Below are 20,891 nucleotides of genomic sequence, written 5' to 3' on the forward strand. Positions count from 1 at the left end.
CAGTCCTGGCTACTGAAGCACCGCTGATTTGATTGCAATTTATATGCTTGTTGCGCTGTTCATTGAGAAACACCGGTAAAGTATGGATTACAGCCCACCACCACTCTTCAAACAAGGCGCCTCTGCGCGCGTCAGAGTGGTTTTCTTTGCCGTCCTGGCGATTTTTCTACTGGTTGTTGATGCCCGCCTGAAATCCCTGACCCTGGTCAGGCAAATATTGGGCAGTGTGCTGTATCCGGTACAAATGGTGGCTGTCATGCCGCGTGATGCGATCAAGCGTGCCTCTGATTATTTTGTCTCGGTCAATACACTGGAAAACGAAAATACCCAGTTAAAACGTCAGCAGACCCAGAATGCCAATACCCTGCAGCAGACCGGGCAACTGATGGCAGAAAACACCCACTTGCGCAAATTGCTGGACGCCCGTGAGCGTCTGCAAGTCAAGTCTGTCATGGCAGAAATCATTTACGATGCGCGTGACCCCGCCAGTCGCAAGGTCATCATAGATCGCGGCATTAAACATGGTATCAGCTTGTCGCAGCCTGTGATTGATGACCAGGGCGTGGTTGGCCAGGTGACCCGGGTCTTCCCGCTGACGGCAGAAGTCACTTTGCTGACCGATAAAAACCAGGCCATCCCCGTACAAATCCTGCGTAATGGCTTGCGCAGCGTAGCTTATGGCCGTGGTCAGTCCAGTTACCTTGACATGCGCCTGACTTCCAATGCCGACATACAAAATGGCGATCAACTGGTTACCTCTGGCATAGATGGTATTTATCCACCTGGCCTGGCAGTCGCCAAGGTTGTACAGGTGGAAAACAAGGCCAACACCACCTTCGAAAACATACTCTGCATGCCGACAGCAGGCATAGACCGCAACAAGCAATTACTGGTCTTGCTGGTGTCGACGGATAATTTGTCACGTCCGGACACTGAAGATGTGCGCGCCAAGAAAGAAAAGCTCAATCGCAAGGTGACCCGTGATGCGGCAGCGCCAGCATCCGAAGTCAAACCCGTGGACCAGCCCATGAAAGATTTGCCGGCCAGGGATAATCCAGTAAAAGAAACGCAGCCTAAGGAAGCACCGACCGCAACTGGTAAGGAGCCTACCAAATGAATAGTCCGCATTACATATTATTGCCAGTTAATCCTGCATTTATCGCAGTCAGTTTTGCGATCGCCTTTTTCTTTAACTTCCTGCCCTGGGGTGGCTGGATAGGTGTGCCTGATTTCGTTGCCCTGGTGCTGGTATTCTGGACCATACACCAGCCGCGCAAGGTAGGCATAGGTGTGGCATTTGCCATGGGTTTGCTGATGGATGTACATGACTCCATCTACATGGGTGAAAATGCCCTTGCTTATACTCTGTTATCCTACTTCGCCATCATGATACACAGGCGCGTGTTGTGGTTTCATCCGCTGACACAGTCTTTGCACGTGTTCCCCTTGTTCATGTTTGCCCAACTGGTGCAGCTTGCCGTACGCATGCTGGTGGCACCGGATGCGCATTTCCCCGGCTGGGCCTATTTTACCGTCAGCCTGGTGACCACCGTGCTGTGGCCAGTTGCCACAGTGTTACTGCTGGCACCACAAAGGCGGGCCAAAGATAAAGACCATACTCGTCCTATCTAAGCTGCTGTCCCGATTGCTGCCAGTTTCAAGCTTTTCACTATGACAGAATTAAAGAATACAGAACGCGAACTGCATCACTTCCGCATGCGCCTGATTTTTATCGGCGTATTCGTGTTCCTGTGTTTTGCCGCGCTGGTGTCCCGTTTCGTCTGGTTGCAAATCATCAAGCATAATGACTATGCCCTGCTGGCTGATGAAAACCGTATCGACATAGTGCCCGTTGTACCCAATCGCGGCCTTATCACCGACAGGAATGGCATTATCCTGGCACGCAATTATTCTGCTTTTACGCTGGAAATCACGCCTTCAAAAATCCGCAAGGACATGGATGTCCTCATTGATGAGCTGGCCGTGCTGGTGGATATACAGCCCAAGCATCGCAAGCGTTTTCGCAAATTACTGGAAGATTCCAAGAGCTTTGAGAGCCTGCCCATACGAACCCGTCTGACGGATGAAGAAGTTGCCAGATTTACTGCGCAACGTTTTCGCTTTCCGGGTGTCGATATTCAGGCGCGCTTGTTCCGTCAATATCCCCAGGGTGATTCGGCTTCGCATGTCATCGGTTACATAGGCCGTATCAGTCCCAAGGATGCCGAGGCCATTGATGAGATGGAAGACGCTGCCAATTACAATGGCACAGATTACATAGGCAAGGAAGGCCTGGAAAAAAGTTACGAAAAGGTATTGCACGGCAATACCGGCTTTGAAGAAGTCGAAGTTGCCGCCGGTGGCCGGGCAGTGCGTGTACTGTCGCGCTCAGCACCAACCTCGGGCAAGAACCTGATTTTGTCGGTCGACATAGAGTTGCAAAAAGTCATAGAAGAAGCTTTTGGTGACAGGCGCGGCGCATTGGTGGCGATAGAACCTGAGACCGGTGACGTACTGGCCTTTGTATCCAAACCTACCTATGATCCCAATCTGTTTGTCGAGGGCATAGATCAGCAAAGCTGGAATGAACTGAACACCTCTGAAGACAAACCTCTGCTGAACCGTCCATTGACAGGTGCTTACCCACCAGGATCGACTTACAAACCTTTCATGGCCCTGGCTGCGCTGGAACTGGGCAAGCGCACCACCTCGCAAGCCATTGCTGATCCTGGTTATTTTACTTTTGGTAATCATACTTTCAAGGACGATAAAGTCGGTGGGCACGGCATGGTCGATATGTACCGTTCCATCGTGCAATCCTGCGATACCTACTATTACATGCTGGCCAATGAACTGACGGTGGATGTCATGCATGATTTCATGGCACCTTTTGGCTTCGGGCAAAAAACCGGTATCGACCTGGAACATGAACGCTCCGGTTTGTTGCCATCGACTGCCTGGAAACGCACGGCCTTCAAGAAGCCTGAGCAAAAACGCTGGGTACTGGGTGATACCATTTCCCTGGGTATTGGGCAGGGACAAAATACGTTCACGCCTTTGCAAATGGCACATGCCATGGCGACACTGGCGAATAACGGCATCATCATGAAGCCGCATCTGGTCAAGATGACGGAAGACCCGCAAACCAGGGCAAGGGTGCTGACTGTTCCCAAGGAAACGGCCCGTATTCCTCTCAAACAGGAAAATATAGATTTCATCAAAAATGCCATGGTTGGTGTCACCAAGGAAGGTACCTCTGCCAAAGTGTTTCAGGGAACTGAGTATATTTCTGGTGGTAAGACGGGTACGGCACAGGTTGTGGGTATCAAAAAAGGTGAAAAATATAATGCCAAAACCATGGCGGCGCGGCATATTGATCACTCCCTGTATACTGCTTTTGCACCAGCAGACAAACCCAAGATAGCGATTGCCATCATTGTAGAAAATGGCGGCTTTGGTTCCGAGGCGGCTGCGCCTATCGTGCGCAAGGCACTGGACTATTATTTGCTGGGCAAGCGTCCAAAGGATAAGGACAGCAAAGAAGTACCACCACAGCCCAAGCCACAGAGTGATATGGCCTTGTACCGTTCTGATGCAGAGGTCAAGGCACCGGCTGAGCCTGAACCTGGTCCCAAGCCTGGTGGCGAAACAACAGGCAACAAGGATTGAATATGCAAAAAAATGGCATTAACTGGCATTTCATCCGTTCGCATATTTTTGTCTTTGATGCGACCCTGGCGATCCTGGTTTTTCTGATCATGTCGATAGGTATCATGACCCTGTACTCTGCAGGCATGGATTTTCCTGGGCGCGTCGAAGGCCAGATCCGGAATATTCTGGTGTCTTTCTTTATCATGTGGGTGATGGCGAATATCCCGCCTCAGACCCTGATGCGCTTTGCCATCCCTATATATACCTTTGGTGTGGCCCTGTTGATCGCCGTCGCCATATTTGGTCTGGTCAAAAAAGGCTCACGCCGCTGGCTGCATGTGGGTATAGACATGCAGCCTTCAGAGATGATGAAGATTGCCACGCCGCTCATGCTGGCCTGGTATTTCCAGAAACGTGAAGGTGCCTTGCGCTGGCGTGACTTTGTCATCGGCGCGGTCATTCTTGGCATACCTGCAGCACTGATCGCCAAGCAGCCGGATCTGGGTACTGCCATGCTGGTGACTGCCGCTGGTTTTACTGTGGTTTTTCTGGCTGGCTTATCCTGGAAATTTCTGATTTCATTGACCACGGCGGCAGCCATCATTATCCCTACGGTAGTCTGGCCATATATGTTGCATGACTACCAGCGCGACCGGGTATTGACCATGCTGGACCCCAACCGCGATCCGCTCGGCAAGGGCTTTCACATCATCCAGTCCACCATTGCGGTTGGTTCTGGTGGCTTGCACGGCAAGGGTTACCTGAAAGGCACACAGGCCCATCTGGAATTCATCCCTGAACATACGACGGATTTTATCTTTGCAGTGTTCTCTGAAGAATTTGGTTTTGTCGGCAATGTCATCCTGGTCAGCCTGTACTTTTTACTGATCCTGCGCTGCCTGATGATCGCTGCCAATGCACCCACCCTGTTCGCCCGTTTGATGGCCGGTTCTATAACTATGATATTCTTTACCTATGCTTTCGTGAATATGGGCATGGTGATAGGCATAGTACCGGTAGTCGGCGTGCCCCTGCCATTCATGAGTTATGGCGGCACCGCACTGGTGACATTGGGTATGGGATTGGGAATCATGATGAGCGTACAGCGTAATCGTAAACTGGTACAGACATGAGATTGCGCATGTCTGCGAGGTCTGCCAAGGCTATTAATTACTGGCGTTTGCCCCTGCTGGCGGCCAGCGGTGTTTTACTGGCAGCCTGTGGTAGTGCACCCAAGCAAAATACCAGCACGGCAGACCATCCCCGCCCCGCATCCGGCACTAAATCTACTACTGGTGGTCAGACAGCATCCCTGCCCAAGGCAAATTCTGGCAAGGGTGCTTATTACAAGGATGATGGCCCGGGAGAGAATATCCCCGAAGGGCTGGAAAATACGGTCGACCCCATCCCTACGCTGGAAAATTATTCGCGTTCGGGTAACAAGCCTTATGTCATCTTTGGCAAAACCTATACGCCCATAGCAGATAGCACCACGCCTTTCATACAGCGCGGCGTCGGGAGCTGGTATGGCAAGAAATTCCATGGGCAAAAAACTTCATCCGGTGAGCTGTACGATATGTACAAAATTACCGCAGCCCATCCCATCTTGCCTATACCGTCTTACGCGCGCGTCACCAACATCAGCAATGGCAAGCAAATCATCGTGCGCATCAATGACCGTGGCCCTTTCCATGCCAGCCGCATCATCGATTTGTCTTATACCGCAGCACTGAAACTGGATGTCATCGGCAAAGGCAGCAGCCAGATTGAAGTTGAACGTTTATTGCCTGCCGATATAGAAAGAATGGCAGAGAACCGCAAAAACCAGCCGGTTCAACCAGTGCGCCAGGAAACAGCGGTGGCCGTAGTACCTGCTGCAGTCGCCTCAGTGGCAGTCAGCAGTCCGGTGCCAGCGCGAGAAATGCCCGTCATACGCAGTAATCAAGCAAGCATGACCATGGAAGAATTGCTGGCCGCACAGGACAACAAACCAGTAGAAAAATTTACCCAGCCAGTAACAACTGCAGCCACTACGGCGGCAGCCAATAATGTTGCCAAAGACGTAGCCAACAACGCGGCAAATGCAGCATCAGCAGCAACCCCCGGCTACTACATACAATTTGGTGCCTACGCGATACGCGCCAATGCTGAAGCCATCATGAATCACTTGAAAAGCCGCGCTACCAGCAAGCTGCCCGGTTTTGATATTGTGCAGCAAGGCAGTCTGTACCGACTGGTCAGCGGTCCCTTTGCCAACCGTACTGAGGCAAGCGCAGCGATAGTCCAGGCCACCGATCTTGGTGTTGGCAAACCCCTGGTCGTGCAGCGCTAGGCTCTATTTTTCGCTTTATTCCTCATCTGCCTGTTTCATTTCCAGCGCCATTTGATACAGGGCATTTTTCTTTTGCCCTGTCAGTTGCGCTGCCAGCCCAGCCGCCTGTTTGACTGAGCATTCTTCCAGTAATATCTGCAAGACCCGGCGCGCTTCCAGTTCCTGCTCATCGGCAGCTGCGGGTGCAGCTTCGATAAGGATCACGTATTCGCCTTTCTCCCTGTGGCTGTCAGCTGCCAGCCAGCTTTCTGCTTCTGCCAGGGTGCAGCGGTGGATTTCTTCAAACAGTTTGCTGACTTCACGCGCCAGCACGATGCGCCGCGCATCGCCAAATATCACGCGCATGGCGGCCACTGCTTCGATGATACGGTGCGGTGCTTCATAAAAAATCAGGCTGGCGGGTATGGCTTGTACTTCCCGCAAGATGCTGTCGCGCTGCCCCGCTTTGGCTGGCAGGAAGCCAACAAAATAAAAACGGTCATGTATCAGGCCGCTGGCTGACAGGGCGCTGATGGCGGCCGAGGCACCCGGCAAAGGCGTGACCGGCATGCCCGCCAGCTTGACGGCATCGACTATCTTGGCACCAGGGTCAGACACCCCGGGCGTACCAGCGTCAGACACCAGGGCTATGCGCTCACCCGCTTGCAGGCGGGCCAGTATTTTTTCCGCCACTTCGCGCTCATTATGCTGATGGGCAGCGATCAGGGGTTTGCTGATACCATAGCGTGATAGCAACTGTGCAGTATTGCGGGTATCTTCGCAGGCGATGGCATCTGCCAGTGACAGCAAGTGCAAGGCACGCAGAGAGATATCGGCAACATTCCCTATGGGGGTGGCGACTACATATAATGTCGCAGCCGGATAATTTTGCCGGGTCACTGCCTCAATAACAGTGGCACTCGTGAACAGTGCGTTGTCGGTGGCGCTCATGCCTGTTCCTTTATGTAGTATGCATAGTAAGCAAATGAATTAGCCGAGATTGTACGCCAATGAGACTCGCAAAGACTTCAGAAACGCCAGATAGCAATGCAGGAGCAGACCAGCGTACCAGCCGTCGCCGTAGCGGTGACGAGGCAGAAAGCTTGGCGCTGGCGCATTTGCAAAAAGCAGGCTTGAAACTGATACAACAGAATTTTCTGTGTAAAGGTGGCGAAATCGACCTCATCATGCAGGATGGGGCTGTGCTGGTCTTCGTCGAAGTCAGAAAACGCAGTTCCATGCAGTTTGGCGGAGCCATTGCCAGCGTCACACCAGCCAAGCAAAGACGCATGGTACATGCCGCCCAGGTTTATCTGTTAACAAAAAAGACCCAGCCCGCTTGTCGTTTTGATCTGGTGGCCATAGATGGTGAAGAGATCAAGTGGCTAAAGAATGTTATTGTCGCTGGATGAAATTGCAAGCTCACGGACTGTTTGAGTCCACTAATGCCCGGCCTGCCGTATAATCTGACGCAATCAGACTAAGTAAGCATTATGACAAATCAACGCATATTGGCGCACTTCCAGGAAAGTGCAGAATTAAAGATGCGGGCTGGCACCGAGCTGGCCCAGCCTATTTCAGACGCCGTGGAACTCATGTTCTCGGCGCTGTCTAATGGCAACAAGATACTCGCCTGCGGGAACGGCGGTTCTGCTGCTGACTGCCAGCATTTTGCCGCCGAGCTGGTAGGGCGCTTCGAGCGTGAACGCCTGCCTTTACCGGCAATGGCGCTGACGACAGATACTTCGATTCTGACTGCAGTCGCCAATGACTACAGTTTCAATGAAGTGTTTTCCAAGCAAGTACAGGCATTTGGCCAGTCTGGCGATATCTTGCTAGCCTTATCCACGTCCGGCAATTCGCTGAGCGTGGTAAATGCTATTAACGCTGCGCTGGAGCGGGACATGCGTGTCGTGGCGCTGACTGGCAAGGGCGGTGGAGAAATCACGAATATCCTGACTGAAGCCGATGTCCATATCTGCGTACCGCATGACAGGACAGCACGCATACAGGAAGTTCATTTATTGACCATACATTGTTTGTGTGACGGCATAGATGCCGCATTATTCGGAGGTGACGCTGATGATTAAGAAGTCCTTGAGCAAAATGACCAGGCCCGTGGCTGCCATCAGCCTGTGCTGTGCTGCTGCCCTGAGCCTGCAAGGCTGTGTGGAGATGGTAGTAGGCAGTGCCGTGATCGGTACATTTGCCGCCACTGACCGCCGTACATTTGGTGCGCAAACTGATGACAAGGCCATCGTCATCAAGGGCGAGGCACGCCTGCCAGGCTTGCTGGGAAAACATGGTCACGTCGATGTCAACTCCTTTAACCGCCGTGTCCTGCTGACTGGTGAAGTGGTCGATGACAATGCCAAGGCACTTGCAGAGCGTGAAATACGCGCGATTGACGGCGTAGTCTCGGTGGCCAATGAACTCATTATTGCACCGGTATCCAACTATACTTCGCGCTCCAACGATGCGCTGATCACCACCAAGGTCAAGGCTACTTTTGTCGATGCCAAGGACGTTTCTGCTACCGCTTTCAAAGTGGTTACTGAAGGTGCCGTGGTCTTCCTCATGGGCCGGGTCACCCAGGCTGAAGGCAACCGTGCGGCAGATCTTGCCAGCAGCATCAATGGTGTACGCAAAGTAGTGAAAGTATTTGAATACATCAGCGAAGAAGAATTGAAGACTTTCCAGTCTACGCCAAGCAAGAATCCTCCGAGCGATAATTAAACCAGCATGACCGGCAATAGTTTGCCGGTTTTGTTTTTTCTGGAGACATCATGATTGCCATGATCGTTTTAGCGGTCATCTTTGCAATACTGGCATTCTGGGTGCTGGGCATACAAAAACGCCTGCTCAATTCACGCAGGCGCATTAAATATGCATTTTCGCAAATGGATATACAGTTCAAGCGTCGTTATGAACTGATACCCAATATGGTTGAAGTTGCCAAGGGTTACATGTCGCAGGAGCGCGATGCGCTGGAAGCCGTGATTGCCGCCCTGAATGAAGCTGTCACGGCAAATTCCATGGCCAGTTTTCATCCTCTGCTAGGTATCGCGATACTACATCTGGCAGCAGCGGAAGACAGACTGACCGTGAGTCTGGGCAGAATGTTCGCCATTGTCGATGCATGCCCGGATTTGCAGGCTAATCCAAATATGCAAAGACTGAGCGGGGAATTAAATGATACTGAAAACAAGATCAGTTTTGCCCGGCAAGCCTACAATGATTGCGTCCTGCAATATAACGAGAGCATGCAACATTTTCCTGGCCCCGTCGTCGCCAATATGTTCGGTTTTCATACTGCTGAATTAATGCAGGTGGCAGCGTTTGATAGTAATGCATCACAGCAGCTTGCTCCTGCATAATCAGTTCATCACATCATTAGCAGCATAATCCCAAACAGTCGCGAAGGAGTCTCGTGTATATGGATGGTATTCTGGTTTCACTCTTCAGTTACAAGGCCTGGGCGAATGTGGAAGTGCATGCCGCTCTCGCCAGATTTGATGCTCAACGTTATCCGGACGAATACCTAGCTATGCTGCACACACTTGATCATGTCAATGTCGTGGACAGGATATTCAAGGGACATCTGAGCGGAACCGGCGCTGCCGGTTTTACATCGACAAATTCAGAAAAGATACCGGATTTATCGGCGTTACGCGAGATTGTCAGCGAGACTGACAACTGGTATCTGGATTTTGTATCTGGACTCAGCGTTGAGCGCATGAAGCAGTCCGTGCAATTTGCCTTCACGGACGGAGATCAGGGAACAATGACTCGCGAAGAGATGTTGTTGCACGTGATTACCCATGGTGGCTATCACCGCGGTTGCGTGGGACAAATTCTGGAAGGCATGGGCATCAGTTCCCCGCCTGATTCTTTGACAAAGTTTTTGCACAGGCATGAACCTGAGCGACGCATCCACCAGTGAAACTTGGGCAGGAGTAAATATCTGCCTCAGGTCCGTCCCACGACTGACGCAGTCGCCATCAATTCATCAATGAGGGCCAGCAATATCTTGCCTGACATGCGGTGCGGGTCGAGTACAGGCAAGGGTGAATATTTCAACAAGATCGAAGGATTGATCTTGCTCATATTGGCCTGGCCCATGGTCCAGCCTGCATAACGGCGTTCCAGGATTTCTTCGTAATCAAGCAGCATCACATCAGTATGACGCTCGTCGCGCAGGATATGGCTGTACAAGGTATTGACGGCTTCCCGGCCACCTTCCAGCACTTGCATGAAGACCTGGTCGCTGTGGCAAAGTACACCGGTAATGCCATGTTGCGGATTATGCTGACGTGACTGGCTGACGATGGATTGTACGATGTCGCACATTTTTTCATCCACTGCGCGGCTGGCGTAAAGTAAGCGTACTAGCATGGCAAGTCCTGGTTAGCGTTTGATCAGAGATAAGAATTCACGGCGCAGGTTCGCATCCTTCAAAAAAGAACCGTGCATCACACTATTAATCATGGCAGCACCCATGTCTTTCACACCTCGCCAATGCATGCAAAAATGGTCAGCTTCCATGACGACTGCCAGGCCATCTGGCTGCATTTTTTCTTGCAGGGTGTCGGCCAGTTGCACTACTGCTTCTTCCTGTATCTGTGGGCGGCTCATGACCCATTCTGCAATGCGGGCATATTTCGACAAGCCTATCAGATTGGAATGTTCGTTCGGCATGACACCTATCCACACCTTGCCAATAATCGGGCACAGATGATGTGAGCAGGCACTGCGAACGGTGATAGGGCCGATGATCATCAGTTCATTCAAATGCGAGGCATTCGGGAATTCGGTGACTGGAGGCATGGGCACATAACGGCCCTTGAACACTTCCTGTATGAACATCTTGGCGACACGGCGGCCAGTATCCTGGGTGTTATGGTCACTCTCGGTATCGATGACCAGGCTTTCCAGCACGGCACGCAGCTTTTCTTCAACTTCGGCCTGCAATTCATCCATCTCGCCTGCTTCAATGAAACGGGCAATATTGTCATTCGCGTGAAAACGCGTCTTGCTGGCCGTGATGCGTTCACGTATGCGCTGCGAGACGGGGATATTGACAGCTTTGTAAGCTAAGGGCGTATCGTTGGACATGCTGAAAACCGGGATGTAAAAAGCCTATGGTAACTGAATTGTCAAATTGGCGTTGCGACCCCTGCTGAGCCTGTTAGCTAAGCAGCGGGCTGCGAACTGTTGTTAAGCTGGTATTCTGCTTCACGTTCTGCCTTCCACTGTGGCAGGCAATGCGGACAAAAGCAACTGGCATCGACTTTCAACTCGCCATCAGGTAATTTTTTAAAAGCGATTGGCGGCAGGGCAGTGCACCAGCATGCCTGGCCGGTATTATCTGCCATGGCACAAGTAAATTCACGCTGGCAACGTGGGCAGATGCTCATGCATCACCTTTCGCAGGGGATGACGGCCGTTGCTCTTCTGTTCCCCTTTCTGGCAAACCCTGTATGGCTGACTGCCGCATGGCCTGGCGCAAGAAAGACATTTGCCCGTTGAAACCGGTGCAATAATGGCAAATCGCCAGATGCATTTTCAATTGGGCACGTTCTGGCAGGCTCAGTGGGCGGTCCATACCTTCCGAGATGAGCTGGTGTGCCTGTTTGCAAGCTAAAAATAATGGCATGTTTTTCCTCTCTCTCAGGTCTTCAATCCAAACCAGTTCAAATCCAGGCATTCGCGCAAACGCAGGCGGGCGCGATACAGCACTACCCACAGGTTAGACGTGCTCAAGTCCAATTCCTTACAAATTTCTTCGGTTTCCAGTTCCAGCCACTCGCGCATCATGAAAACCCTTGCTGTTTTGGCAGGCAGGTTTTCCAGGCAAAGCTCAAGTACACGAAAAAAATCCTTTTGCTGCAATGTGGCTTCTGGTGCGCCCCAGCTGGATGGCGTGCTGAGGGCATGGCCATTGGCATTAAATAAACTGTCTATTAAATCATCTTCAGATTCATCATCCCTGGTTTCCAGTGGCTTTTCTCTTTTTAAAGAGCGCAAATGGTCGATGATCTTGAACTTCAGTATGCCGGTCACATAAGTGCGCAAGGATGAATTGCCAGCAAAGCTGTCTGGTTTTTCCAGCACGGCCAGCAAAGTTTCTTGCACTGCATCTTCTGCAGCGCACTCATTGCGCAGTTGCAATTGTGCAAAGCGATACAGCCCTGGACGCAGGTTTTCCAGTTGTTGATGCAAATCTGTGATCGATGTCATAAGTCTGGTGACGGAATTGGAAAAGCTTTGGGCTCAAATCCTGTAAAATTCAGGCTTGATGAAATAACCCACTATCATACCTTCAGGATATACCGTCATTATGAGCGATTTGAACGCAAACACGACAGAAGAACTTGCACCGGAAGACCGGTTGGCAGGTGTGGAACCAGCCATCAAGGCTGAAATTCTGGCGGAAGCCCTGCCTTATATCCGTAAATTCCATGGCAAAACCATCGTCGTCAAATACGGCGGCAATGCCATGACAGAAGAACGCCTGAAGCACGGCTTTGCCCGTGATGTCATTTTGCTCAAACTAGTAGGCATGAACCCGGTTGTGGTGCATGGTGGCGGCCCGCAAATTGATAATGCCCTCAAAAAAATGGGCAAGCAGGGTACCTTTATCCAGGGTATGCGCATCACCGATGAAGAAACCATGGAAGTCGTTGAATGGGTACTCGGTGGTGAAGTCCAGCAAGATATCGTCATGCTCATCAACCACTACGGTGGCCAGGCCGTGGGCCTGACTGGTAAAGATGGCGGCCTGATCCGCGCCCGCAAGATGATGATGCCAGACCGTGAAAACCCGGGTGCCATGCTGGACATCGGTTTTGTTGGTGAGATCGATGCCATCAACCCGGCTGTTGTTAAAGCTCTGCAGGATGATGCCTTCATCCCTATCATTTCCCCTATCGGTTTTGGTTCAGATGGCCAGGCTTACAACATCAATGCCGATCTGGTCGCAGGCAAGATTGCCGAAATTCTGAAAGCTGAAAAGCTCATCATGATGACCAATATCCCTGGTGTACTCGACAAACAGGGCAATCTGGTGACTGACTTGTCGGCCCGTGAAATTGATGAAATGTTCGCTGACGGTACTATCTCTGGCGGCATGTTGCCAAAAATTTCATCGGCACTCGATGCTGCTAAATCCGGCGTGAATACCGTTCACATCATTGATGGCCGTATTGAGCATTCACTGTTGCTGGAAGTGCTGACCGAACAAGCCTTCGGCACCATGATACGCAGCCATTGATGAATCAATATCAGTTGGTGGAGCGCCTGCATGCCTAGGCGTTCCGAGCCCTTGTGGCTGTTTGATCTGGACAATACGCTGCACAATGCTTCACATGCGATTTTCCCTGTCATCAGCCAGAACATGAATGCTTTCCTGGCGCGTGTGCTGGGGCGGGACGGCAAACCGGCAGATGCTGAGAGCGTGAATGCCATACGCCAGCAATACTATGCCCGCTATGGCGTCACCATGCTGGGCATGGTCAGGCATCATGGCGTCAGGGCAGATGAATTTTTGCAAGAGGTGCATCATTTTGATGACCTCAGTGCGATGATCAGGTATGAGCGCGGTTTGAAAAAACTTTTGCGCCGCCTGCCAGGTAAAAAGATTTTGCTGACCAATGCGCCGCGCGTGTATTCAGGCCGGGTACTCCGGCACATGGGTTTGCACAAGCATTTTGATGCGCATATCCCGGTGGAGGCCATGCGTGTGCACGGGCAATTGCAGCCCAAGCCTTCACGCCCGTATTTGCGCAAGTTGCTGGCGACCTACGGCAAGCAGGCTAGAGACTGTATCCTGGTGGAAGATAGTGTGGAGAATTTGCTTGCTGCAAAGCAAGAAGGTCTGCGCACTGCCTGGGTCACAGGGTATACTCCTGCCCATCAGCGTAAAAGAGCTGCTGCCTGTGCCGACGTCAAAGTAAAATCTGTCATACAACTCGCCCGTCATATTCATCGTCTGCGCGCCTGATATAGCGTACAGACAAAATGTGAAGGGGATTGCGTACTGGGCTGCTGGTCTTTAGAATCTCGCCCCGGGTGTGACGGTATTGCTGCATCCTTTTTTGAATCCACTATTTGACACTCTATGGCCAGTACCAAACCCGGCGAACGTAAACTACAAATACTCCAGACGCTGGCGGCGATGCTTGAGCATCCCAAAGGTGAAAAGGTCACGACCGCTGCGCTGGCCGCCAAGGTAGCCGTGTCTGAGGCCGCGCTCTACCGCCATTTCGCCAGCAAGGCGCAAATGTTTGAAGGCCTGATCGAATTCATCGAAGCTTCGATCTTTGGTCTCATCAACCAGATCAATGAAAGCCAGGAAGATGGCATGGTGCAAGCACAGTCCATCATCATGATGTTGCTCAATTTTGCCGAGCGCAATCCCGGCATGACGCGCGTGCTGATCGGTGATGCTCTTGTCAATGAAGATGAACGCCTGCAATTACGCATGAACCAGCTGGCAGAACGCATGGAAATGGCTTTCCGTCAGTCTTTGCGCCTGGCTGCCAGCCAGGGCCATTTTGCCGAAGAAGAAGCGCAGGCACGTGCCAGCCTTTTGTGCAGTTTTGTCATGGGCCGCTGGTTACGCTTTGCCAAGACAGGCTTCAAATTACTGCCGACCGAGCAGGCGACCATGCATGTCGCCTTGCTGTTGCGCTAATCAATCAGACCCGATTGCACTTCATCGCTGGCTGACGCATCATAGTCCGTGTTTTGTTTACACAGGATTTTGAAGCTACTGATGAAGCTGCCTCAGCAACCCGGACGTTTATTTCTATGGCGTGGAGCCGCCCTGGTGATTTCACCGGGCATAGACTCATCCCTGCATACCCATTACGCCCTGCAACTCAGCTTTGGGCTGGAGCGCCCGTTCCGCGCCCGCCTGCAGGCAGATCACGACTGGACAGAAACCCGTAGCGCCAGCTTTGCGCCGCATGATGCGCATCAGATAGACAGCGATGGCGGCATGCTGGCGCATCTGTTCCTGGAAATGCCTGAGGCGGTAAAATTGAATGGGACGGATTTACAGGCTGCCTTTGCTGATCATCCTGCATTCCAGACGCTGGCAAGCAGCCTGGCTGACAACCGCCATCAGTCCCTGGACATGGCCGCTGCACTGCATATACGGCAAACCTGGCAAGCCTGTGCCCTGCCACAAAGCCAGACAGGCGCGCCACTTGATCACCGCATTGCCAGTGCGCTGGAAGCCATTGCCGGTAGCCATGGCGCAGATTGCGATGGCGAGAGCCTGGCCAGGCTAGTGCATTTATCTGAAAGCCGTTTCACCCATTTATTCCGCCAGCAAACCGGCATGTCGCTGTCGCGCTATCTGCTATGGTCGCGCATGGTGGAGGCGGTGGCGGCGGTAGCCCAGGGCAATAATATGACTGCTGCTGCCCATGCATCCGGCTTTGCCGATCTGGCGCATATGAGCCGTACTTTCCGCAGCATGATGGGGGTAGCGCCCTCAGAATTGCACAGGATGGCGATTGCGTTCAAGCAGGAAGCCATTTGATGGATTACTCTGGGTATATAACAATACTCAGGAGACCCTCATGCAACAAAGCAATTCCAGACAGATAGAGCAACTGCTGGCGAAATACAGTGAAAGCCATCTGAACCCCACCAATGAACTGATCCACTTTGTCTGTGTACCTGTCATCGTGCTGTCCTTTCTGGGACTGATCTGGGCGGTCCACCCACTGGCTGCCCTTGCTGCCACGGTAGTGTCGCTGATTTACTACATGACACTCTCAGTACCGTTTGCCTTTGGCATGCTGGCCATGTCGGGCACGATGCTGTGGATACTCTCACAACTACCGCAACACCTGATGTGGCAGATATCCCTGGGCATTTTCGTGATTGCCTGGATAGGTCAGTTCATAGGTCACAAGATAGAAGGCAAGAAACCGTCTTTCTTTGAAGACATACGTTTCCTGCTGGTAGGCCCGCTGTTTGTGCTGAGCTTTTTATATCGTCGCCTGCATATCGCGTATTGATCTTTCAGATGCTGATCTGTCAAATGCTGAGCTGCACTGCATGCGAAGTTTTTGGCAGATCATTGCTATATAAACGCCAGGTATTGCGGCCACTGGTTTTAGCGGCTTTCAGGGCGATATCGGCATGATGCAGGAATAGCCGCTGTTCTTTCGCATGCAAAGGACAGCAGGCTATACCTATGCTGGCGCTTAGCAGGATTTGCTGGCCGCGCAAAGTCATGGGCTGGTTGATGGCTTGTACCAGTCTTTCTGCCAGATGCTGCACCACTTCCACGCTGCCTACATTGGGCATGATGGCGGCGAATTCATCACCATCTACACGGCACAGGGTATCGGTGCTGCGCAAGACACCACACAGGCGGTTGGCCATGGTTGCCAGGATGAGGTCGCCGGCATCGTAACCAAAACTTTCACTGAGCCGCTTGAAGTGATCCAGATCGATGAACATCAAGGCTGCCATTTCATTATTGGCGACCGCATCTTCGAGGCAATTGCTGAGCAACCTGTGGAAGTAATGGCGGTTGGGCAGTTTGGTCAGGCTGTCGTGATTGTTCAGGATAGCCAGACGGCTGTCTGCTTCGCGCCTCTCTTTGGCTTCGCTTTGCATATCATTTTCCCAGGCTTCCATGCGGGCCAGCATGAGATTGAAATGCATGTTCAGGCTACCCAGTTCATGTTCCGGGTCTTGCGGTGCGCGCAGGCTGTAATCACCCAGGGTCGCGACTTTTTCTGCCATCACGCTTAATTCCATGATGGGTTGCATGGAACGCAATTGCTTGTTGGTCAGCCAGTAAGCTGCCAGCGCGGTAATAAAGATGGACAGAAAACCGGCGATCAATAAAAACAAGAGTATGTGCTGATACCAGGGCCAGGTACTGAGTTGCAATTGCACCTGTCCGATCAGCGTAGTGCCACTCAGCACCGGGCTGTTGGCGGTGAAATTGCCTGCATGAAAATTCACATCATGATGCCTGAGCAAAGTCGCGGCTGGCACGCCACTGGTCTTGATCAATTGTCCCTGGGCAGTCCAGGCCAGCAGTGGCTGGCCATTTTTGTCGTAGACATTGGCGGTCTGCATATCCGGGGTATTGGTGGCATTCAGCAGCAGGCTTTGTAATTGCCGCATGTCATTGGCGATCATCGCATCGGCGAGATTACTTGCCAGGATATCTGCCTTGTACAAGGCTTCTGCACGCAGGTTTTTTTGCTGCAGGCAGGCAGACAAGATCAGACCCAATACCAAGGCAGCTAGCAGTGCACCAGCCATGCCCAGCAAATTCTGGCGGAAAATACGCTTTGCCATCGGTAGCCTGAAATAAGTGTTTTGCATGAGAAATATTGCGAATTACCCTGTGGAAACTGCTGAATATAAATATCAGCATGATGAGCTATGTGAATATGAGCAACTATACCTATCTGCCAGTATGATGTCATAAAAAAAAGTGCCTGAATTCAATGCCTGCATACTTTATGCAGAATCTTGCATCTGCGAGTAAACTGCCGCACATCTCTATGTTAGCCTGAATCCGCGTGTCAGATTTTTCCAACAGCCCTGTTTTGCCATTTTCCCTGCCTCAGCCTGGGGAGTGTTTTGCCCTGCTTGATGACGCCCATGCGCAAGAGGCGCAATCGCGTTTTTACTGCGATTTGCACAGCGTGCTGGTTTGCAGCACCGCACAGGAATGGCCAGCCTTGTGGCGCGATGCCGAAGCGGCTTTGCAGCAAGGCAGCTTTGCCCTGGCCCTGCTGTCCTATGAAACCGGGGCGCAATTGCAAGGCATTACCGCCCACGCTGCGCCAGCGGTGTCACGCATACTTTTGTTCAGGCAATGCCATATCCTGGACAGCCAGCAAGTCGCTGCATTTTTGCAGTCGCAGACAACAGCAGAAGAAGTTTCAGGCATAGCGAACATACAGGCCAGTGTCGACGCCAGCCAGTTTGAGGCTGGCATAGCCAGCGTCAGGGAATACATCGCCGCAGGCGACACCTATCAGGTCAATTACACCTATCGTTTGCATTTCGACAGTTACGGCACGCCAATAGCGCTTTACAGCCGCTTGCGCCAGCGGCAACCCGTGCCCTATGGCGCACTGATCTGCCTGCCCGGTGGCGAGGCCATCGTCTCGCTCTCACCAGAATTATTCGTGCGTCAGCAGCAGGGCAAATTGCTGGCCCGCCCCATGAAGGGAACGGCAGCCGCGACTGGGGATGCTGAGCAGGATAAACTTCTGGCAGCCGGACTCGCTGCCGACACAAAAAACCGCGCCGAAAACCTAATGATTGTTGACTTGCTGCGCAATGACCTCGGGCGCATTGCCAGGACAGGCACAGTCAGGGTTCCCAAACTCTTTGAAGTCAACCGCTTTTCCAGCGTACTGCAAATGACTTCGACGGTAGAAGCTGACTTGCAGGACGGCCTGGACCTGGGGCAGATACTGACAGCCCTGTTCCCGTGTGGCTCGATTACTGGCGCACCCAAACACCGCACCATGCAAATCATCCGTGAGCTGGAGACCGGACCGCGCGGCCTCTACACCGGTGCCATAGGCTGGTTTGATCCGCCAGCACAGGCAGGCGCACCGGGAGATTTTTGTTTGTCGGTACCGATACGTACCCTGCAATTGCAGGCACCTGAGCATGATGCGCAGCCTGCAGTACGTCGTGGCGTGCTGGGTGTAGGTGCAGGCATAGTCTATGACAGCGTGGCGCAGGAAGAATATGCAGAGTGTCATTTAAAAGCGCGCTTTTTGACTGGCTTGCTGCCGCAGTTTGAATTGTTTGAAACCATGCATGCAACGCTGGAGGAGGGTTGCCGTCATCAATCGCGACATTTGCAGCGCCTGCATGCATCGGCGCAGTATTTCGGCTTTGCCTGGGATCATGAGCAAATCAAATTAACATTACAGCAAGTCTGTGATGCCTTGCCTTCCGCCACACCACACAGGCTGCGCCTGGCATTAAAGCCGGATGGTGAACTGGAAGTGCGTACTGCAGTGCTGAGTTCCATGCCAGAGCATCCCAAAGTTATGCTGGCCAGCACTGCCAGTGATAGCCGCAATTTGTTCCTGCGCCACAAAAGCAGCTTGCGTCAGCAATATGACGCTGCCTGGCAGGCGGCTGAGCAGCAAGGCGCATTTGACATGTTGTTTTTTAACGAACGCGGGCATTTGACCGAAGGCGGGCGCAGTACAGTCTTGCTGAAGCTGGACGGCAGATGGCTGACACCGCCACTGGAAGACGGTGTGCTCCCTGGCATCATGCGGGCGATTTTGCTGGAAGACAGACGCTACCAGTTGACAGAACAAGTCCTGACGCTGGCAGATGTGCGGGCAGCAGAGCAAATCATGCTGTGCAATTCCCTGCGTGGTGCATTTGTTGTTGATCTATTGTGCTGAGCTGTATTGTTGAATTGTGTTGTTGATTTGTTCAATCATATGCAAGCAAAGCTGACTAAACTTGCCTATCTGAAGTATAAAGATGGATTCCACCTTGGGCGAGAAAATTGATCTTGCTTAAATATTGTGCCTGCACGAAGGAAAGGTTACACTGAGAAAAAATTAACCGACCGCTCGGTTGGTAAATTGCATGTTTATTAATGCATCAAATATAAATAGCAGATAATTGCAAAACAGGAGATTACCCATGAAGAAACGGTTTTTACTGGCGGCTTTGCCTGCCATGTTATCGCTGGTATTGGCAGGCAATGCCCATGCCCAGATCAAGGTTGGCGTCAACGTATCCGCTACCGGCCCCGCAGCTTCTTTGGGCATCCCTGAAAAAAATACCTTTGCCCTGTTGCCAAAAGAAATCGCTGGCAAAAAGATTGAATACATTGTCCTCGATGATGCATCCGATACCACTACAGCGGTCAAAAATGCCCGCAAGCTGATTGCTGAAGACAAGGTCGATATCCTTATCGGTTCTACTATCACGCCTAATTCCCTGGCCATGATAGACGTGGCAGCGGAAAGCGAAACACCGATGATATCCATGGCGGCGTCTTCTGCCATTATTTCTCCTATCGACTCCAAGCGTTACTGGGTATTCAAGACACCGCAAAATGATTCGCATATGTCTACCGCGATCACCGGTCACATGAATGATGCTGGCGTAAAAACAGTCGCCTTCATAGGCTTTGCTGATGCCTACGGTGAAGGCTGGTACAAGGAATTCTCCAAGATTGCGGAATTGCGCAAACTCAAGGTAGTTGCCAATGAACGCTTTGCCCGCAGTGACACTTCTGTCACTGGCCAGATCCTCAAAATCCTGGCGACAAATCCTGATGCAGTCCTGATCGCCGGTGCTGGTACGCCAGCCGCCCTGCCACAAAAAACGCTGAAAGAGCGCGGCTACAAGGGCAAAATTTATCAAACTCACGGTGTCGCCAATAATGACTTCCTGCGCGTTTGCGGCAAGGATTGTGAAGGCACCTGGTTACCAGCAGGCCCTCTGCTGGTAGCTGAGCAATTGCCTAACGAAAATCCAGTCAAGAAATCTGCCATGCGCTATGTCAAGGCCTATGAAAAAGAATATGGTGTGGGTTCTGTTTCCACCTTTGGCGGTCATGCCTGGGACGCCAGCCTGTTGCTGGAATCTGCAGCGACAGTGGCTTTGAAAAAGGCCCAGCCAGGTAGCAAGGAATTCCGCGCTGCCTTGCGTACTGCGCTGGAAAATACGGTCAACCTGCCAGTCTCGCATGGCATCGTGAATATGACGGACACTGACCATCTGGGCTTCGACCAGCGTTCTCGTGTCATGGTACAAATCGTCAATGGCAAGTGGAAGTTGATCGGTCAGGCTAACTGATGTATTGATGAAGTGATCAAGGGAGCTGCGGCTCCCTTTTTGTTCGGCCCAAAGTATAGAGGGCCATGCTTGAACTAGTACGCAAGAA

The 20,891-nt window shown here is 52.0% G+C and carries 24 protein-coding genes; 17 read left to right on the plus strand and 7 right to left on the minus strand.

Annotated features, from left to right (window positions below; all coding sequences use genetic code 11):
- Positions 1 to 82: 82 nt before the first annotated feature.
- From mreC to DFR42_RS17350, 5 genes are read left to right on the plus strand one after another with little or no spacing between them, the layout of a single operon-like run.
- Positions 83 to 1,117, plus strand: a complete 1,035-nt coding sequence (mreC, locus tag DFR42_RS17330) for a rod shape-determining protein MreC (protein ID WP_110256287.1) — start codon at positions 83 to 85, stop codon at positions 1,115 to 1,117.
- On the plus strand, positions 1,114 to 1,632 hold the full coding sequence (gene mreD / locus DFR42_RS17335; RefSeq protein ID WP_110256288.1) for a rod shape-determining protein MreD: 519 nt from the start codon (positions 1,114 to 1,116) through the stop codon (positions 1,630 to 1,632). The genes mreC and mreD overlap by 4 nt, the downstream gene beginning before the upstream one ends.
- A 39-nt stretch (positions 1,633 to 1,671) precedes the next feature.
- Entirely contained in the window at positions 1,672 to 3,669 is a 1,998-nt protein-coding gene (mrdA, locus tag DFR42_RS17340; RefSeq protein ID WP_110256289.1) for a penicillin-binding protein 2, read from the plus strand.
- Positions 3,670 to 3,671: 2 nt separating this feature from the next.
- The gene (gene rodA / locus DFR42_RS17345) at positions 3,672 to 4,784 is read left to right on the plus strand and encodes a rod shape-determining protein RodA (RefSeq protein ID WP_211324341.1); all 1,113 of its coding nucleotides are present in this window, start codon (positions 3,672 to 3,674) and stop codon (positions 4,782 to 4,784) included.
- 8 nt (positions 4,785 to 4,792) lie between these two features.
- On the plus strand, positions 4,793 to 5,983 hold the full coding sequence (locus tag DFR42_RS17350) for a septal ring lytic transglycosylase RlpA family protein (protein ID WP_110256291.1): 1,191 nt from the start codon (positions 4,793 to 4,795) through the stop codon (positions 5,981 to 5,983).
- Positions 5,984 to 5,998: 15 nt separating this feature from the next.
- Here the strand turns inward: DFR42_RS17350 and rsmI are convergent, their stop codons facing one another.
- Positions 5,999 to 6,913: a 16S rRNA (cytidine(1402)-2'-O)-methyltransferase gene (gene rsmI, locus DFR42_RS17355; protein WP_110256292.1), complete on the minus strand. Its 915-nt coding sequence runs from the start codon at positions 6,911 to 6,913 to the stop codon at positions 5,999 to 6,001.
- A 59-nt stretch (positions 6,914 to 6,972) separates the two neighbouring features.
- Here rsmI and DFR42_RS17360 point away from each other — a divergent pair, with 59 nt between their 5' ends.
- From DFR42_RS17360 to DFR42_RS17380, 5 genes are all read left to right on the plus strand, one after another.
- Positions 6,973 to 7,374 carry a YraN family protein gene (locus DFR42_RS17360; RefSeq protein WP_110256293.1) on the plus strand — a complete coding sequence of 134 codons (402 nt, stop codon included), beginning with the start codon at positions 6,973 to 6,975 and terminating at the stop codon, positions 7,372 to 7,374.
- Between the two features lie 81 nt (positions 7,375 to 7,455).
- On the plus strand, positions 7,456 to 8,052 hold the full coding sequence (locus DFR42_RS17365; protein WP_110256294.1) for a phosphoheptose isomerase: 597 nt from the start codon (positions 7,456 to 7,458) through the stop codon (positions 8,050 to 8,052).
- Entirely contained in the window at positions 8,045 to 8,698 is a 654-nt protein-coding gene (locus DFR42_RS17370; RefSeq protein ID WP_110256295.1) for a BON domain-containing protein, read from the plus strand. Before DFR42_RS17365 ends, DFR42_RS17370 begins: the two co-directional genes overlap by 8 nt.
- 50 nt (positions 8,699 to 8,748) lie before the next feature.
- Entirely contained in the window at positions 8,749 to 9,339 is a 591-nt protein-coding gene (locus tag DFR42_RS17375; protein ID WP_110256296.1) for a LemA family protein, read from the plus strand.
- A 59-nt stretch (positions 9,340 to 9,398) separates the two neighbouring features.
- Complete coding sequence (locus DFR42_RS17380) at positions 9,399 to 9,905, plus strand: DinB family protein (RefSeq protein ID WP_110256297.1); 507 nt, start codon at positions 9,399 to 9,401, stop codon at positions 9,903 to 9,905.
- 26 nt (positions 9,906 to 9,931) lie between these two features.
- Here the strand turns inward: DFR42_RS17380 and DFR42_RS17385 are convergent, their stop codons facing one another.
- The 5 genes from DFR42_RS17385 to DFR42_RS17405 form a co-directional block, all read right to left on the minus strand.
- Positions 9,932 to 10,357 carry a BLUF domain-containing protein gene (locus DFR42_RS17385; RefSeq protein WP_110256298.1) on the minus strand — a complete coding sequence of 142 codons (426 nt, stop codon included), beginning with the start codon at positions 10,355 to 10,357 and terminating at the stop codon, positions 9,932 to 9,934.
- A 12-nt stretch (positions 10,358 to 10,369) separates the two neighbouring features.
- The gene (gene folE / locus DFR42_RS17390; protein WP_110256299.1) at positions 10,370 to 11,077 is read right to left on the minus strand and encodes a GTP cyclohydrolase I; all 708 of its coding nucleotides are present in this window, start codon (positions 11,075 to 11,077) and stop codon (positions 10,370 to 10,372) included.
- A gap of 77 nt (positions 11,078 to 11,154) precedes the next feature.
- Positions 11,155 to 11,379 carry a cysteine-rich CWC family protein gene (locus tag DFR42_RS17395; protein WP_110256300.1) on the minus strand — a complete coding sequence of 75 codons (225 nt, stop codon included), beginning with the start codon at positions 11,377 to 11,379 and terminating at the stop codon, positions 11,155 to 11,157.
- A complete protein-coding gene (locus tag DFR42_RS17400) occupies positions 11,376 to 11,618 on the minus strand; it encodes a zf-HC2 domain-containing protein (RefSeq protein ID WP_110256301.1) in 243 nt (80 codons plus the stop codon). The genes DFR42_RS17395 and DFR42_RS17400 overlap by 4 nt, the downstream gene beginning before the upstream one ends.
- Before the next feature lie 14 nt (positions 11,619 to 11,632).
- Positions 11,633 to 12,202, minus strand: coding sequence for a sigma-70 family RNA polymerase sigma factor (locus tag DFR42_RS17405; RefSeq protein WP_110256302.1), 570 nt, complete (start codon positions 12,200 to 12,202; stop codon positions 11,633 to 11,635).
- Positions 12,203 to 12,302: 100 nt separating this feature from the next.
- On the opposite strand from DFR42_RS17405, the gene argB reads away from it, so the two are divergent.
- The 5 genes from argB to DFR42_RS17430 all read left to right on the plus strand — a co-directional run bounded on the left by argB (position 12,303) and on the right by DFR42_RS17430 (position 15,996).
- Entirely contained in the window at positions 12,303 to 13,235 is a 933-nt protein-coding gene (gene argB / locus DFR42_RS17410) for an acetylglutamate kinase (RefSeq protein WP_245937002.1), read from the plus strand.
- A 30-nt stretch (positions 13,236 to 13,265) separates the two neighbouring features.
- Complete coding sequence (locus tag DFR42_RS17415) at positions 13,266 to 13,964, plus strand: pyrimidine 5'-nucleotidase (protein WP_110256303.1); 699 nt, start codon at positions 13,266 to 13,268, stop codon at positions 13,962 to 13,964.
- A gap of 117 nt (positions 13,965 to 14,081) precedes the next feature.
- Positions 14,082 to 14,657 carry a nucleoid occlusion factor SlmA gene (gene slmA, locus DFR42_RS17420; RefSeq protein ID WP_110256304.1) on the plus strand — a complete coding sequence of 192 codons (576 nt, stop codon included), beginning with the start codon at positions 14,082 to 14,084 and terminating at the stop codon, positions 14,655 to 14,657.
- A gap of 81 nt (positions 14,658 to 14,738) precedes the next feature.
- Positions 14,739 to 15,512, plus strand: coding sequence for a helix-turn-helix transcriptional regulator (locus DFR42_RS17425; protein ID WP_110256305.1), 774 nt, complete (start codon positions 14,739 to 14,741; stop codon positions 15,510 to 15,512).
- A 40-nt stretch (positions 15,513 to 15,552) separates the two neighbouring features.
- On the plus strand, positions 15,553 to 15,996 hold the full coding sequence (locus tag DFR42_RS17430) for an Mpo1 family 2-hydroxy fatty acid dioxygenase (RefSeq protein WP_110256306.1): 444 nt from the start codon (positions 15,553 to 15,555) through the stop codon (positions 15,994 to 15,996).
- A 19-nt stretch (positions 15,997 to 16,015) separates the two neighbouring features.
- Here the strand turns inward: DFR42_RS17430 and DFR42_RS17435 are convergent, their stop codons facing one another.
- Positions 16,016 to 17,299, minus strand: coding sequence for a sensor domain-containing diguanylate cyclase (locus tag DFR42_RS17435; protein WP_170133567.1), 1,284 nt, complete (start codon positions 17,297 to 17,299; stop codon positions 16,016 to 16,018).
- Positions 17,300 to 17,526: 227 nt separating this feature from the next.
- Here DFR42_RS17435 and pabB point away from each other — a divergent pair, with 227 nt between their 5' ends.
- Positions 17,527 to 19,392, plus strand: coding sequence for an aminodeoxychorismate synthase component I (pabB, locus tag DFR42_RS17440; protein WP_245937003.1), 1,866 nt, complete (start codon positions 17,527 to 17,529; stop codon positions 19,390 to 19,392).
- A gap of 247 nt (positions 19,393 to 19,639) precedes the next feature.
- Positions 19,640 to 20,803: an ABC transporter substrate-binding protein gene (locus DFR42_RS17445; RefSeq protein WP_110256308.1), complete on the plus strand. Its 1,164-nt coding sequence runs from the start codon at positions 19,640 to 19,642 to the stop codon at positions 20,801 to 20,803.
- The last annotated feature ends 88 nt before the right edge of the window (positions 20,804 to 20,891 follow it).

The sequence above is a fragment of the Undibacterium pigrum genome (genome assembly GCF_003201815.1).
In the GTDB taxonomy this organism is placed as follows: Bacteria; Pseudomonadota; Gammaproteobacteria; order Burkholderiales; family Burkholderiaceae_D; genus Undibacterium; species Undibacterium pigrum.

Excerpts from the sequence above, each read along its gene's own strand:
- mreC (WP_110256287.1), top strand. The coding sequence starts at position 83 with ATGGATTACAGCCCACCACCACTCTTCAAACAAGGCGCCTCTGCGCGC.
- mreD (WP_110256288.1), top strand. The coding sequence starts at position 1,114 with ATGAATAGTCCGCATTACATATTATTGCCAGTTAATCCTGCATTTATC.
- mrdA (WP_110256289.1), top strand. The coding sequence starts at position 1,672 with ATGACAGAATTAAAGAATACAGAACGCGAACTGCATCACTTCCGCATG.
- rodA (WP_211324341.1), top strand. The coding sequence starts at position 3,672 with ATGCAAAAAAATGGCATTAACTGGCATTTCATCCGTTCGCATATTTTT.
- DFR42_RS17350 (WP_110256291.1), top strand. The coding sequence starts at position 4,793 with ATGTCTGCGAGGTCTGCCAAGGCTATTAATTACTGGCGTTTGCCCCTG.
- rsmI (WP_110256292.1), bottom strand. The coding sequence starts at position 6,913 with ATGAGCGCCACCGACAACGCACTGTTCACGAGTGCCACTGTTATTGAG.
- DFR42_RS17360 (WP_110256293.1), top strand. The coding sequence starts at position 6,973 with ATGAGACTCGCAAAGACTTCAGAAACGCCAGATAGCAATGCAGGAGCA.
- DFR42_RS17365 (WP_110256294.1), top strand. The coding sequence starts at position 7,456 with ATGACAAATCAACGCATATTGGCGCACTTCCAGGAAAGTGCAGAATTA.
- DFR42_RS17370 (WP_110256295.1), top strand. The coding sequence starts at position 8,045 with ATGATTAAGAAGTCCTTGAGCAAAATGACCAGGCCCGTGGCTGCCATC.
- DFR42_RS17375 (WP_110256296.1), top strand. The coding sequence starts at position 8,749 with ATGATTGCCATGATCGTTTTAGCGGTCATCTTTGCAATACTGGCATTC.
- DFR42_RS17380 (WP_110256297.1), top strand. The coding sequence starts at position 9,399 with ATGGATGGTATTCTGGTTTCACTCTTCAGTTACAAGGCCTGGGCGAAT.
- DFR42_RS17385 (WP_110256298.1), bottom strand. The coding sequence starts at position 10,357 with ATGCTAGTACGCTTACTTTACGCCAGCCGCGCAGTGGATGAAAAAATG.
- folE (WP_110256299.1), bottom strand. The coding sequence starts at position 11,077 with ATGTCCAACGATACGCCCTTAGCTTACAAAGCTGTCAATATCCCCGTC.
- DFR42_RS17395 (WP_110256300.1), bottom strand. The coding sequence starts at position 11,379 with ATGAGCATCTGCCCACGTTGCCAGCGTGAATTTACTTGTGCCATGGCA.
- DFR42_RS17400 (WP_110256301.1), bottom strand. The coding sequence starts at position 11,618 with ATGCCATTATTTTTAGCTTGCAAACAGGCACACCAGCTCATCTCGGAA.
- DFR42_RS17405 (WP_110256302.1), bottom strand. The coding sequence starts at position 12,202 with ATGACATCGATCACAGATTTGCATCAACAACTGGAAAACCTGCGTCCA.
- argB (WP_245937002.1), top strand. The coding sequence starts at position 12,303 with ATGAGCGATTTGAACGCAAACACGACAGAAGAACTTGCACCGGAAGAC.
- DFR42_RS17415 (WP_110256303.1), top strand. The coding sequence starts at position 13,266 with ATGCCTAGGCGTTCCGAGCCCTTGTGGCTGTTTGATCTGGACAATACG.
- slmA (WP_110256304.1), top strand. The coding sequence starts at position 14,082 with ATGGCCAGTACCAAACCCGGCGAACGTAAACTACAAATACTCCAGACG.
- DFR42_RS17425 (WP_110256305.1), top strand. The coding sequence starts at position 14,739 with ATGAAGCTGCCTCAGCAACCCGGACGTTTATTTCTATGGCGTGGAGCC.
- DFR42_RS17430 (WP_110256306.1), top strand. The coding sequence starts at position 15,553 with ATGCAACAAAGCAATTCCAGACAGATAGAGCAACTGCTGGCGAAATAC.
- DFR42_RS17435 (WP_170133567.1), bottom strand. The coding sequence starts at position 17,299 with ATGGCAAAGCGTATTTTCCGCCAGAATTTGCTGGGCATGGCTGGTGCA.
- DFR42_RS17445 (WP_110256308.1), top strand. The coding sequence starts at position 19,640 with ATGAAGAAACGGTTTTTACTGGCGGCTTTGCCTGCCATGTTATCGCTG.